This window comes from Vibrio mediterranei (assembly GCF_013364395.1).
In the GTDB taxonomy this organism is placed as follows: domain Bacteria; phylum Pseudomonadota; class Gammaproteobacteria; order Enterobacterales; family Vibrionaceae; genus Vibrio; species Vibrio mediterranei.
The window spans coordinates 1,307,229-1,319,851 of sequence record NZ_JABXGK010000001.1 but is presented as its reverse complement, the minus strand read 5'-3'; the positions used below and the strand labels follow the sequence as shown (position 1 = coordinate 1,319,851).

The 12,623-nt window shown below is 44.0% G+C and carries 12 protein-coding genes; 7 read left to right on the top strand and 5 right to left on the bottom strand.

Annotated features, from left to right (window positions below; translation table 11 throughout):
• Positions 1-21: 21 nt before the first annotated feature.
• Positions 22-756: a glycerophosphoryl diester phosphodiesterase gene (locus tag HOP38_RS06245; RefSeq protein WP_062461069.1), complete on the bottom strand. Its 735-nt coding sequence runs from the start codon at positions 754-756 to the stop codon at positions 22-24.
• Positions 757-997: 241 nt separating this feature from the next.
• Here HOP38_RS06245 and ugpB point away from each other — a divergent pair, with 241 nt between their 5' ends.
• From ugpB to HOP38_RS06220, 5 genes are read left to right on the top strand one after another with little or no spacing between them, the layout of a single operon-like run.
• Positions 998-2,305, top strand: a complete 1,308-nt coding sequence (ugpB, locus tag HOP38_RS06240) for a sn-glycerol-3-phosphate ABC transporter substrate-binding protein UgpB (RefSeq protein ID WP_198557678.1) — start codon at positions 998-1,000, stop codon at positions 2,303-2,305.
• Between the two features lie 60 nt (positions 2,306-2,365).
• Positions 2,366-3,247 (top strand): sn-glycerol-3-phosphate ABC transporter permease UgpA, encoded by an 882-nt coding sequence (gene ugpA, locus HOP38_RS06235; RefSeq protein WP_006072238.1) that lies wholly within the window; start codon positions 2,366-2,368, stop codon positions 3,245-3,247.
• Positions 3,247-4,095 carry a sn-glycerol-3-phosphate ABC transporter permease UgpE gene (gene ugpE / locus HOP38_RS06230; RefSeq protein ID WP_006072237.1) on the top strand — a complete coding sequence of 283 codons (849 nt, stop codon included), beginning with the start codon at positions 3,247-3,249 and terminating at the stop codon, positions 4,093-4,095. Before ugpA ends, ugpE begins: the two co-directional genes overlap by 1 nt.
• Positions 4,096-5,202 (top strand): sn-glycerol-3-phosphate import ATP-binding protein UgpC, encoded by a 1,107-nt coding sequence (locus HOP38_RS06225; protein WP_198557677.1) that lies wholly within the window; start codon positions 4,096-4,098, stop codon positions 5,200-5,202.
• Positions 5,195-6,007, top strand: coding sequence for an HAD-IIB family hydrolase (locus HOP38_RS06220; RefSeq protein ID WP_198557676.1), 813 nt, complete (start codon positions 5,195-5,197; stop codon positions 6,005-6,007). The genes HOP38_RS06225 and HOP38_RS06220 overlap by 8 nt, the downstream gene beginning before the upstream one ends.
• Positions 6,008-6,091: 84 nt before the next feature.
• Here the strand turns inward: HOP38_RS06220 and HOP38_RS06215 are convergent, their stop codons facing one another.
• Positions 6,092-7,474, bottom strand: a complete 1,383-nt coding sequence (locus HOP38_RS06215) for a nucleobase:cation symporter-2 family protein (RefSeq protein ID WP_198557675.1) — start codon at positions 7,472-7,474, stop codon at positions 6,092-6,094.
• A 249-nt stretch (positions 7,475-7,723) separates the two neighbouring features.
• On the opposite strand from HOP38_RS06215, the gene HOP38_RS06210 reads away from it, so the two are divergent.
• Both HOP38_RS06210 and HOP38_RS06205 read left to right on the top strand, forming a co-directional pair.
• Complete coding sequence (locus HOP38_RS06210; RefSeq protein WP_198557674.1) at positions 7,724-8,863, top strand: acyl-CoA desaturase; 1,140 nt, start codon at positions 7,724-7,726, stop codon at positions 8,861-8,863.
• A gap of 90 nt (positions 8,864-8,953) precedes the next feature.
• A complete protein-coding gene (locus HOP38_RS06205; RefSeq protein WP_198557673.1) occupies positions 8,954-10,177 on the top strand; it encodes an MFS transporter in 1,224 nt (407 codons plus the stop codon).
• On the opposite strand, the gene HOP38_RS06200 is transcribed toward HOP38_RS06205, so the two are convergent.
• The 3 genes from HOP38_RS06200 to HOP38_RS06190 all read right to left on the bottom strand — a co-directional run bounded on the left by HOP38_RS06200 (position 10,174) and on the right by HOP38_RS06190 (position 12,551).
• Positions 10,174-11,127 (bottom strand): sensor domain-containing diguanylate cyclase, encoded by a 954-nt coding sequence (locus tag HOP38_RS06200; RefSeq protein WP_006072227.1) that lies wholly within the window; start codon positions 11,125-11,127, stop codon positions 10,174-10,176. The genes HOP38_RS06205 and HOP38_RS06200 overlap by 4 nt on opposite strands.
• Positions 11,124-12,086 carry a response regulator gene (locus HOP38_RS06195; RefSeq protein WP_198557672.1) on the bottom strand — a complete coding sequence of 321 codons (963 nt, stop codon included), beginning with the start codon at positions 12,084-12,086 and terminating at the stop codon, positions 11,124-11,126. The genes HOP38_RS06200 and HOP38_RS06195 overlap by 4 nt, the downstream gene beginning before the upstream one ends.
• A gap of 210 nt (positions 12,087-12,296) precedes the next feature.
• The gene (locus HOP38_RS06190; protein ID WP_006072224.1) at positions 12,297-12,551 is read right to left on the bottom strand and encodes a DUF1289 domain-containing protein; all 255 of its coding nucleotides are present in this window, start codon (positions 12,549-12,551) and stop codon (positions 12,297-12,299) included.
• Positions 12,552-12,623: the final 72 nt, after the last annotated feature.

The following is a 12,623-nucleotide window of genomic DNA, read 5'->3' as shown; positions in this document are numbered from 1 at the left end:
ACAACTGAGTGTTAGCTACCACTACGAGAAAACCGTTTCAGCTTGCATCAAATAAGAATGAGGTTCGTCAGTGATCATCATATCAACCCCCCATTTCCAGTGCGCTTCCACCAATTCAGGGAAATTAGGGGTGTAACAATACAATTGGTATCCGGCAGTTTTTACATGTTTGGCGAGCTTTTCCGTCAAAAAACGATAATCACAATGCACACTAAACGCCTCTAGTTCATTTAATACACTTAAAGCATTCTCTGGGATTGATTGCCACAACTGTCCACGGCGAATACTAGGTATTTTAGCTTTCATTTCCATAAGTGCTTGGGTATTAAAGCTAGAAAACAACAATTGCTCATAGGAAACGCCAACCTCCGCTACGACTGCAGCTATCTGTTGACATAGCAATTCAATATCATCACCTGAGTAGACCTTTAACTCGATATTTAAGCTAATGTTATGTTGCTGTACAAAACACAATGTCTCTGACAAGGAAGGAATACGTTCATTTCTATATTGTTCTCCGAACCATAACCCAGCGTCCAACTCTTGCAGCTTTTTCAGTGACAGATCAGCTACCTTGCCACTGCCGTCAGTACAGCGGTTTACCGTTTGGTCATGAATAACCACAGGCACTTTGTCAGCACTCAATTGAACATCAATTTCAATCCACTCGACACCCTGTTGAGCAGCAAGTTGAAATGCTACTAATGTGTTTTCTGGTGCCAGACTCGATACACCGCGATGCGCTGTTGTTTTCATGTTTACCTCATATGTTCATTTATTTTCACATGCAGCATCCCAGCCTTTTATGACAAGCGTATTGCAGTTAAAACCATCTTTGATGAAAACAAAACCTTTCAAATAAGTTCATTTAACTGTCACCTAAGCGTCATTTTCGTCGTTTAACTTTCACTTGAACAAATGGAGCAGATAAAACAACACAAGCGAACATTCGCTCTTGTCTTGTTGAACAGATACTTAAAATCATAAGGGAAAAGATATGTCTATTAAGCACCTCACGGCAATTGCGGCAACAATGGCAGTTATCAGTGTTCAAGCACACGCGAAAACCGAGGTTGAATGGTGGCACGCCATGGGTGGCGCTTTAGGTCAAAAGGTCAATGAAATTGCAGCCGACTTTAACGCTAGCCAATCCGAATACGAGATTAAGCCAGTGTACAAAGGTAGCTACGCAGAAACCATGACCAGTGCCATTGCTGCTTTCAGAGCAAAAGAGCAACCAGCAATCGTACAGGTATTCGAAGTAGGTACCGCAACCATGATGGGTGCTAAGCAAGCTATCTACCCTGTTTATGAGCTAATGGCTGATACTAAAGAACCATTTAACGCAGATAACTACCTTGCCGCGGTAACGGGCTATTACACTACGAACGATGGACAGATGCTGTCTATGCCGTTTAACAGCTCAACACCTGTGATGTACTACAACAAAGACATGTTTAAAAAAGCAGGTATCAAAGAGGCACCAAAAACCTGGAAGGAAATGGAAGCGGTCTCGCGTAAGCTGTTAGCGTCAGGAGCGAAATGTGGCTTCACAACCACATGGCAATCTTGGACTCAAATAGAGAACTTCGGTGCACGTAACAACATTCCTGTGGCGACTGAGAATAATGGCTTCGGTGGTTTTGATACTGAGTTTAAATTCAATGACGCGCCTTATGTAAAACACATCCAACAAATGGGCGATTGGTCAAAAGAAGGCATCTTCAAATATGGCGGCCGTCAATCAGATGGCATGCCTCTTTTTTACACACAAGAGTGTGCAATGACTATGGGCTCTTCTGCTGGTCTAGCGGGGATTAAAGAGAACATGAAGGGCATTGATGTAGGCGTTGCGCAGCTTCCGTACGATGATGACCTAATTGCAAAGCCACAAAATACCATCATTGGCGGTGCATCACTTTGGGTACTTAGAGGCCATACGTCAGAAGAATACAAAGGTGTAGCTAAGTTCTTCACGTATTTGTCGAGCCCTGAAGTTCAAGCAGATTGGCACCAGTTCACTGGCTACCTACCTATCACCAAACAAGCCTACGAGCTGACTAAACAACAAGGCTTCTACCAAGCGAATCCAGGAACGGATACTGCGGTATTGCAAATGACATCAACAACACCAACAGCGAACTCAAAAGGCATTCGCTTTGGTAACTTCCTACAAACCCGCGACATCATTAATGAAGAGTTAGAAGCCGTGTGGGCAGGTAAAGCGTCCGCTAAGTCTGCACTTAACAATGCCGTTCGTCGTGGTGACGAGCAGTTGCGCCGCTTTGAACGCACACAAAAATAATTGTCTTTGTCTTTTCGCCGTCATTTTCTAATTGAGAATGACGGCTCTTTGGTACACCGTATGTCATCACAAGTTGTTTTTAAAAATAAATGGCTGCCCTATGCGTTAATTGCACCTCAGCTAATTATTACCCTTGTCTTCTTTATTTGGCCCGCAGGTCAGGCTGTATTTCAGTCTTCTCAGTTGGAGGATGCGTTTGGCATCAGCCGTGAGTTTGTTGGTCTGGAGAACTTTACTAAGCTTCTCAACGATAGCTATTACCTTGATTCCTTTTTCACTACGATCCAATTTAGTATCAGCGTTGCACTGCTGGCATTAGTCAGTGCGCTCATTCTCTCTGCTTTTGCTGAGCATATCGTTAGAGGTGCCACGGTATATCGCACATTTCTCATCTGGCCATACGCGGTAGCACCCGTTGTTGCAGGATCTCTATGGCTATTTTTGTTTGACCCAACCATTGGGGTTGTTACCGATATTTTGAATTGGTTTGGGGTTAATTGGAATCCAACATTAAACGGAAGTCATGCCATGTGGATGGTAGTAATAACTTCAACCTGGAAACAGATCAGTTACAACTTCCTCTTCTTCTTAGCTGCCTTGCAATCGGTTCCTAAATCGTTGCACGAAGCTGCTGCAATTGATGGTAGTGGTCCGGTGAAGCGCTTTCTAACGATTAGCTTTCCGCTTATTTCCCCAACCAGCTTCTTCTTACTCGTGGTTAACTTTGTTTACGCTTTCTTCGACACCTTCGCCATTATTCATGCAATGACACAAGGCGGTCCAAGTAACAGTACATCGACGCTGGTATACAAAGTGTATAACGATGGCTTTATCGGACTCGATCTTGGTTCATCAGCAGCACAGTCGGTAATTCTTATGGTTTTGGTAGCAATGCTGACCGTTATTCAATTCAAATACGTTGAGAAAAAGGTAGCGTACTAATGGTAGAAAGAAGACCTCTTTTCAATGTGTTTTGTCACATTATTCTTGTACTAGGCATTGTTTCTATTGCTTTACCGGTGTGGATCGCTTTGGTAGCGACGACACATGAGAACACAGAGTTTGCAACAGGCACACCGTTATGGTTTGGCGATCTGGGATTTAGTGTGTTCTCAGACCTGCTGAGCAATGAAAGTACATTTAATAACAACGCGCTTCCAATCACACACATGCTGACCAACTCTCTTATCATGGCGCTGTGTATCACCATAGGAAAACTGACTATTTCAATAACATCGGCTTATGCTGTGGTCTTTTTCCGCTTTCCTGGACGAATGATTGCGTTTTGGATGATCTTTTTCACGTTAATGTTACCGGTCGAAGTGAGAATCATGCCGACGTTCGAAGTCATCACTAATTTGAACATGCTTAACTCGTTTTCGGGATTAACCATTCCTCTCATCGCGAGTGCAACGGCAACATTCTTATTCAGGCAGTTTTTTATGACCGTGCCGAATGAGCTAGTCGAAGCGGCACGCATTGATGGCGCAGGTCCGATTAAGTTCTTTTTCGATATTCTGCTTCCTCTCTCACGCACCAATATTGCAGCGCTATTCGTGATCACTTTCATTTATGGTTGGAATCAATACCTCTGGCCATTACTCATTACCACTGATGCCCAGTACTACACCATAGTGATGGGTATTAAACAAATGCTTGGCGTCGTCGACGGCGTGATCGAATGGAACAAGATTATGGCCACCACCATCATCGCCATGTTACCGCCAGTCATCGTAGTTATTGCTATGCAAAAAGTATTCGTCAAAGGCTTGGTAGATTCGGAGAAATAAATGTCAACGCTTACTCTTTCAAATATCGCTAAATGCTACCCAAATGGTTACCAAGCGATCCCTAATATCAACCTCGACATCGATGACGGTGAGATGGTTGTCCTTGTTGGCCCAAGTGGCTGTGGCAAATCCACCTTGCTACGTATGCTAGCCGGATTGGAAGAAATCAGTTCAGGTACTCTGCGTATCGACGATAACATCGTGAACGAGCTAGAACCCGGTGAACGCGATATTGCAATGGTATTCCAAAACTATGCGTTATACCCGCATATGACGGTATACGACAATATGGCCTATGGACTACGCAATCGCAAAACGCCAAAAGCGGAAATACAGCGCCTTGTCAGCCAAGCTGCGGAAATGCTCGAGCTCGATGGTTTATTAGACCGAAAACCGAAGCAGCTTTCCGGAGGTCAGCGTCAGAGGGTGGCTATGGGCCGCGCCATTGTGCGCGAACCAAAAGTCTTTTTATTTGACGAGCCCTTATCCAACTTGGATGCCAAGCTAAGAGTTCAAATGCGGCTTGAGATAAAACGCCTACAGCGTCGCCTTGGCACTACATCGGTATATGTTACGCACGACCAAGTCGAAGCCATGACACTAGCCGATAAGTTAGTGGTACTCAATAAAGGTAATATTGAGCAAGTGGGCACTCCTTTAGATATTTATGACTATCCAGAATCTCTGTTTGTGGCAACCTTTATTGGTTCACCATCCATGAACATTCTCGACGCCAAAATATCCGCTGAAGGTATAGAACTAGGTTCATCGCTATTCAAGATGGATACCAAAGCTCTTAACCTTGGCTCAGTCAAACTAGGGCTAAGGCCTGAACATTTGACGCTAAACGACATTGACCCTTGGTTTCATGTAGAAGTTGAGCTCATCGAAGCATTAGGGGCTGATCTATTGCTCTATTGCATCACATCCGGAAGTGAGCCTCAAAAACTGGTCGTCCGTGTCGAAGGTCACTCTAAAATAGCCATTGGTGACCAACTTGGTATTGATGTTGATCGACAGCATCTTCATCTTTTCAGCAGTGAAACCTCAAAGCGCCTTCATTTCAACGATCACACTACTCTTCAGCAAGAGGTCATTAATGCCTAAGTCGTTATCTGCGTTATCGCCACATCAAGCGAGAAAGATCGAATGGCTGTTCACCGATGTGGACGATACATTGACTTGGGAAGGAGCATTGCCTCCCGAGACATTACTCGCCCTCAATAAACTAAGGTCGAGTGGGGTTAAAGTCGTTGCTGTCACTGGAGCTTGCGCTGGGTGGTGTGACCAAATCGCCAAGCTGTGGCCAGTTCATGGTGTCATTGGGGAAAATGGTGCATTTTGGATGATGAAAAACCAACAAGGGTTTCACGTCCATTCACTACAACCGATGGACGAGATGAGAAGCAACCAGAAAATACTGTTACAGCGTCTAGAAACGTTACTTATTCACTACCCTGGGATCGAGTTTGCTAATGACCAGAGCTTCAGATTTTGCGACGTTGCCATTAACCTCGGGCAAGACCGAGAACCTGTCGCAGACGATGTTAGCGCACGGCTACTCAATGAGATTCGCTCACTAGTCATTAACGGACAAAAAGTGAAAGCCACTCAGAGTTCCATTCACATCAATGTTTGGCTCGGTGAACACAGTAAACGGTTCAGCAGCGAAGAGTACCTTAAAGTAAGCGGTAACCAGAACGTATTTGCATTGGAAACACTGACCTACATTGGTGATTCACTCAATGACGAGTCGATGTTTGATTGGCTACCCATTACATTTGGCGTAAATAACCTAACGCCTTTGCTGTCAAAGCTGCGGGCGAAACCCAGTTATATAACTAGTGCTAATGGTGGATACGGATTTGCTGAATTGGCTCAGCAACTGGTCGAAGCTCGTCACAGTGCTTAATTTAACGATAACCAAAAGGCCGTCTATTAACGACGGCCTTTCTATCTCGACTAAATACCTGATTATGTTCGTTGCAGAAAGGTATTACGCCTCAGGTAAAGACTGAGATTTCAACACAGTCTCTTGCGGCTTATCTTTCACCAATGACAGCAATCCAGTAATCACTAACGCCGCGATGCCCGACATTGTCACTGGTGACCCCAATATAGTTTGTACCAGTTTGGGGGCTTCTTTTAGCAAATCCGGTACCAGCATAACGCCTAACCCTAGCCCCAGTGAAATAGCGATAGTCATAATTCGGCGTCTATCTAGTGTTTCGCTTGCGATGATTTTGATGCCTGCTGCAGCCACAGTACCAAACATTACCAAGGTTGCCCCGCCTAACACAGGCTTCGGTATCGTCATCAAGATAGCTCCAAGTATTGGAAACAGACCAAGTAAGAATAAGATGCCAGCAATGAAGTATCCAATGTAACGACTGGCAATTCCAGTCAGGTGAATCACCCCATTGTTTTGACTAAAGGTGGTATTCGGGAAGGTATTAAACACCGCTGCAATCATTGAATTTATGCCATCTGCCAACACGCCCGCTTTTACTCGTTTTATGTACTGCTTACCTTCAATCTTCTGCCTTGAAAACAGACAGTTGGCAGTTAGGTCACCCGTCGATTCAATAGCGGTAATCAGATAGATAAAAGCAATCGGTAGAAAAGCTTGCCAATCAAACGCGAATCCGTACTTGAAAGGGATAGGAATACTCAGAAATGGTTGCGATGAAAAGTCTGGCATGGTGACTTTTCCCAACATCATCGCCACTAACCACCCTATCAATAACCCAACTAGAATCGAAGATAATCTCACCATGGTATTGCGGCTCAAATTTAAAATCACTATGGTTGCCAAAACTACACCGCCTAGTGCTAAGTTAGATGCAGAGCCAAAGTCCTCGGCGCCGAAACCACCAGCGATGTCAGTAATACCCACTTTGATCAGCGAAATACCAATAGTCGTAATCACAATGCCCGTGACAACAGGAGTGATGACCGCTTTAAGTTTATCGATAAATCTCGACAAGATAATTTCAACAAAAGCACCGAAAAAACACACACCAAAAATGGTCGCGAGCATTTCATCCGGTCCTCCTCCGTTAGCCTTAACAAGAAAGCCTGCCCCCAAGACAGAGCCTAAAAAAGCAAAGCTTGTCCCTTGAACGCAAATCATGCCAGCACCAATTGGGCCAATTCGCTTCGCTTGTATAAAAGTGCCTACTCCTGAGACCATCAACGCCATACTAATAAGGTATGGGATATGGTCACCAAGTCCTAACACTCCTCCAATAATTAATGTCGGGGTAATAATGCCGACAAAACTCGCCAAAACATGTTGAAGTGCGGCGTAACTCGCGGCTTTGACCGAAGGTTTATCATCCAGTCCGTAGATTAAGTCACTGCTATGTTGCTGTTCCATGTGATTCCCTATGTATTTTTGATTGTATACAACTAAGACCACAAAGATTAAGCAATATGCATACCATTAATTAACCTTCTGTTTTCAAAAGATTTAGTCAAATTACATGCATCATATCGCACCACTTTCACCCGTCGATAGCTAGTATTGGTGCAATTTTCCGTTAAACACTGTAACAACTTATTCTTTGACTTACACGTGTACGCTGATATTCTAGCGAACAGTTGTAAGCTTAAATGGAGTTATTGTATGAACACGGCTCACAAGCCCCCGATAATTTGGTTAAATGTCACGATTTTTCTTGGCACTTTTATCCTAGCCACAGTAGGCACCACATGGTATGGCGTGACACACGGTTATACCCTTGCACACTGGGTTTGGTTACTCATTGCCTTTGTATTTTGTGGTATGTCCATTACAGCGGGCTATCACAGGCTGTGGTCACACAAGGCATACGAAGCACACAATTCACTGAAATACCTATATGCTATTGGTGGTGCCTTTGCTCTTCAAAATAGCGCATTGCACTGGTCTTCAGACCATCGTGTTCATCACAAACACGTCGACAATAACGACAAAGACCCATACTCAGCGAAGCGAGGCTTTTGGTACTCACATATCGGATGGATGCTTAGGGAGTATCAAGCCGCACGATACGATGATTATCGTAACTGCCGAGATCTTCAAAAAGACAAGGTGGTGATGTGGCAACACAAACATTATGTCGCCCTTGCCCTACACACCAATTTCGGTATCCCAATTGCTCTGGGAGCAATTTATGGCGATCTGATCGGTTTCATACTAATTGTTGGTGCACTACGATTGGTACTCAGTCATCACACGACCTTTTTTATTAACTCATTAGCTCATGTTTGGGGCTCTCAGCCGTACACCAGCAAAAACACGGCACGGGACAACGGGATTTTAGCGTTTGTTACGTTTGGTGAGGGTTACCACAACTTCCACCATATCTTTGAGCATGACTATCGAAATGGCATTCGTTGGTGGCAGTTTGATCCGACTAAATGGTTAATACGCTCTTGCGCTTATCTTGGGCTAGCTAAGGGACTAAAACGCGTGTCACCTTATCGCATTGAGAAAGCACGTCTGTTGCAAACCATGCAAACGGCCAAGGGCAAAATCTTCCAACTTCCCAACGCAGAGCAAATTCATTCGGTGATTGAACAAGAATTGCAACATTTGATCAGCAAACTGAATGAATGCGACGAACTAAAGACTCAACTTATCAAGTCGGCAAAATCCAATGTCAAAGAAAAGTATGAGCAAGCTTTATTGCGAGTGCGAATAGAGCAATTAGATTTAACGTTAAAAGAACAAAGACGTCGTTGGTACAGTATGGTTAATAACCCTAGGCTAGCGATCAGCTAATGTGGTAGTCAATTAAGTTGACACTGGGCGAGCATCATTGATGCTCGCTTTTTTTTATACTTTCTGCCGTATTTATCACATGGTTTTGCTATGAAAAAAAGCAACTTATGGCAGCTAAGCCAAGCGTCAATGGGCATTGTTCAATGGATAGGTCTCGCGATCATTGTTGCTCCTCTCATCCTATCCCGGACCAACAGCGCGCTACTCGTTGGTCAAGTGATGTTGATTTTAGGTTTAAGTGGCTTAACTGCTCCTTTGCTTGGTTCTATCGCCGATAAATACACGCTTCATAAACCTATGCACCTACTAGCACTCATATGTCATGCCAGCGCATTACTGCTATTACTTTTCGTTTCTACAACTCAATGGCATTACTGGGGTATTGCCTGTTTGATTGGTCTTGGCAGTAACCTCCTGCTTATTCTCAATCCAACGCTTGCTTTACGCTTAAATAGTTCGCCAGAAAGCCAGTCAAACGCACTGAAACACCTTTTCCAAATTCAAATGCTTGGGGTAGCCGTGGCTGGCGTAACCATTGCTTGTCTTGACTATTTGCAGCTACCCGTGAATATACAGTTGGGCACACTCTTTGCCTTCGACCTGTTGTTGGTCGTCGTTACAGCACTTTATCCACCGAAGACCCTGGTCTTTATTACTGAACCTCATGAATTAAACACGAATTCGGATCGTAGCCATTCTAAAGTTGTTTGGTTTGGATTCGTCGTTTGCGTATTGATGTCTATGTTTGTGGGTTCAAATATGGTGGAGATGGGACCAGTCATTATTGATAAAGGGTTTGGCGTTAACGTATCGAGTTCCGCATTCGGAATGGCTATCGCAGCACTTGTCACCCTCGTCGCACTTACACCCGCAGGAACTTGGATGGCAACTCATGGAGCCCACTCTCTTTGGTTCATCACCGTGATAGTAAACCTAATTGTAGGCATCAGTATCTGGTTTATGTTCGGCCACAATATTATGGCGCTTTTACCGCTCTCTCTGATATTAATCTCCATTATCAATGGTGCGTGGAACGACATTTCTATTGCCGCTCTTGCGGACGAAATTAGCCCTTATCGACCTGCAACAGCGCAAGGGTTTATGGCAGCCGCCGTATCCTTAGGGTTCTCTATTGGTACTTACATCGTGGGGGTTCTGTTAGATCACGATAAGATTGCCAACGTGATGGGCTTTTTGGCGTTAAGCGGTCTTGTTGTTGCCATGCTTGCAAGTTGGGTACTAGTTAAACTGCCAAAAACCAAAACGCTGCCTATTGAACAGCAGCGCTTTGAGTCAAAAGATAAACAGTGCTAGAGGATGGACGTGGCGTTACGACCAGCTTCTTTGGATTGGTAAAGGGCTTTATCCGCGCGCTTTAGCCAATCTACATGATTATTATCTTCAGCGCTGCACTCGGTGATACCTAAGCTAATGGTGTATTGGAGTGACTGACCATCGAACTCTAAACAGAGCTCCTCTACTCGTTTACGCAACCTTTCTGCAAAATACGACGCTTGATCTGCTGTCGTGTCGGTGAGTAAAACGGCAAATTCCTCTCCGCCGTAGCGACCACACACATCACTACCTCTCGCAGCCTTTAACAGCTGCTGAGCTGTCTCTTTGATCACGTTATCGCCAGTGGCGTGGCCATAGTTGTCATTGACACGTTTAAAATGATCAATATCGAACATTACCAGCGTTGACGTACGTCCCGTGGTCTGTACCGAATTAAATTCCTCAATAAACTGTGATTCCCAGTAAGCCCGGTTAAACAGTCCAGTAAGTCCATCTGTGCGACCTAACTCCGTCAACTTCTCATTGGAGCGCTTGAGGTGCATTTTACTCTTAGCAATATCCGACACATCTTGCAGCATAATAGCAAAATGCGTGACATCTCCTTGGGGAGACTTAAGTGGCGTAATCACCATGTTCTGGTACATGTTGAGCAAGCCTTGTGAAACAGGTGAGAAGTTTTTGAATTCAAAGATAATTGGACGATCTTCCCAGTTTGAAAAGCCCCGAGTTTTTAGAGTTCCAGTCGATTCCAGTTTCGCTCTTAACCACTTTTCAGGAAGATTGGGATAACTTTCAAACAAGCACTTGCCCATAATGCTGTCTGCATTAATACCGCTATAGTTTTGCATGAAACTATTCCATGCACAGACATTGTATTCACGATCTACCACAATAAGACCCGCATCTAGCGTATCCAGCAACTGCATCGTCCAATGAAAGTCGGAAAGCTCGAGTGTCATAGTGGTCATTGTAAAAGCTCCATTTGACGGTGGATAATCTCCACGGATTCCACATCAAACATAAACAACACGGAGCAGAATAAGTCTAATGCTTCTGCATCATAGGTATATTCAATCGTAAATACGTTTTCATTAGCATTGAGCATCGAGTTTTCGGGACTGAAATCTTCTATTCTTAACGGTTCACGTAACGAGAACTCTAACCCTAGTTGCTCCGATAACGATACTAAGAAAGAAGAAACGAGGACATTCACTAAATTGACAACAATTTCATCGTGGGAAATTTCACCATCGTCATACCCTAAACGTCGTCCCACTTGTGCAACCGACTCACCCTCGATACAAACTAGTGCCTCACCATGTAAACCTCCACCTACAAACCGCTGTGCCGCAGCGCAGCTATTGTCACGGTTTAGGGTATCTTGAATCATCATGGTGAGCTCACTAAACGTCAGCTCGCCGACTCTAGGAACCGGGAGTAGAATGAACTCTTTAAGCTGTTCTGAAATCGTTGCAGCACCTGCCCCCAAAGCGATATTCGACGTTTCTTGGAAACGTTCAAACATCTGCTGTTTGCTAAATGACTGCTTTGAAGAATGCACATGATGAATTGGGATCTGCAGATCATGAAATAGAGGGACTGCCGATTCTGCTTTTAACGGCTTCTCTATGAATGCATAAGCACCAAGATCGAAACAGCGTTGTTGAGCAATTTCTTGGATGTCGCCAGACACTACGACCACTTTGGTCTGATGGCTGAATTCTTGAAGAGCTGTGAGTACTTCAAAGCCATCCATTTCGGGCATCGTTAAATCAAGAAATAAAATATCAATGGTATCGCACTGCATTGTTTCAAGTGCTTGGCGGCCATTTTCCGCAAATATGATCTCACCATCAAAAGAGCTTGCGATAAAACCCGCTAGACTTCTTCTTGCTACCTTTGAATCGTCACATATAAGTATCCGCATGAATCCATTAATATTATTGATAATTGACTAACCTATAATAAACAGAATTCCATCTGGGATACCAGTATCAATTTGAACTAAGATCACATTTTCATTTTAAATACATCATACTGTTAAAGCATACAAAAACTAACTGAGCCAATGCGGAAGGTGCTGCGGTTTAGAGTTGGTCAACAGGGGAATATAATTAATCACGAGCATCAACAGTTATTAAAACAAATCTTGTTGAGGGCTGTCGTCGTCTTCCAGTATTGCGTTTGTCACCGGTATTTTGCCTTGCATTAGCTTGCGGCGATAACGTTGACGACATAATTTAATGATATGAAGTTGCTGTGCGGTGGTAAAGCTCAACCAATTAAAACGCTCATCACGCTTACGCATGCATCCTTGACAATACCCTTTCTCATCAACTGTGCATACACGTACGCATGGACTTGGTACGGTGAAAAACTCTAGTTGCTCCATCGACATCCTTTATTCATATATTTGGACTACACTCTTTGAGCGAAAACAAACTTGGATAGTAAGAATAGTCTG

What these genes read in the sequence shown, in the direction of transcription:
- HOP38_RS06245 (WP_062461069.1), bottom strand. Translation starts at nt 756, where the DNA reads ATGAAAACAACAGCGCATCGCGGTGTATCGAGTCTGGCACCAGAAAAC.
- ugpB (WP_198557678.1), top strand. Translation starts at nt 998, where the DNA reads ATGTCTATTAAGCACCTCACGGCAATTGCGGCAACAATGGCAGTTATC.
- ugpA (WP_006072238.1), top strand. Translation starts at nt 2,366, where the DNA reads ATGTCATCACAAGTTGTTTTTAAAAATAAATGGCTGCCCTATGCGTTA.
- ugpE (WP_006072237.1), top strand. Translation starts at nt 3,247, where the DNA reads ATGGTAGAAAGAAGACCTCTTTTCAATGTGTTTTGTCACATTATTCTT.
- HOP38_RS06225 (WP_198557677.1), top strand. Translation starts at nt 4,096, where the DNA reads ATGTCAACGCTTACTCTTTCAAATATCGCTAAATGCTACCCAAATGGT.
- HOP38_RS06220 (WP_198557676.1), top strand. Translation starts at nt 5,195, where the DNA reads ATGCCTAAGTCGTTATCTGCGTTATCGCCACATCAAGCGAGAAAGATC.
- HOP38_RS06215 (WP_198557675.1), bottom strand. Translation starts at nt 7,474, where the DNA reads ATGGAACAGCAACATAGCAGTGACTTAATCTACGGACTGGATGATAAA.
- HOP38_RS06210 (WP_198557674.1), top strand. Translation starts at nt 7,724, where the DNA reads ATGAACACGGCTCACAAGCCCCCGATAATTTGGTTAAATGTCACGATT.
- HOP38_RS06205 (WP_198557673.1), top strand. Translation starts at nt 8,954, where the DNA reads ATGAAAAAAAGCAACTTATGGCAGCTAAGCCAAGCGTCAATGGGCATT.
- HOP38_RS06200 (WP_006072227.1), bottom strand. Translation starts at nt 11,127, where the DNA reads ATGACCACTATGACACTCGAGCTTTCCGACTTTCATTGGACGATGCAG.
- HOP38_RS06195 (WP_198557672.1), bottom strand. Translation starts at nt 12,086, where the DNA reads ATGCGGATACTTATATGTGACGATTCAAAGGTAGCAAGAAGAAGTCTA.
- HOP38_RS06190 (WP_006072224.1), bottom strand. Translation starts at nt 12,551, where the DNA reads ATGGAGCAACTAGAGTTTTTCACCGTACCAAGTCCATGCGTACGTGTA.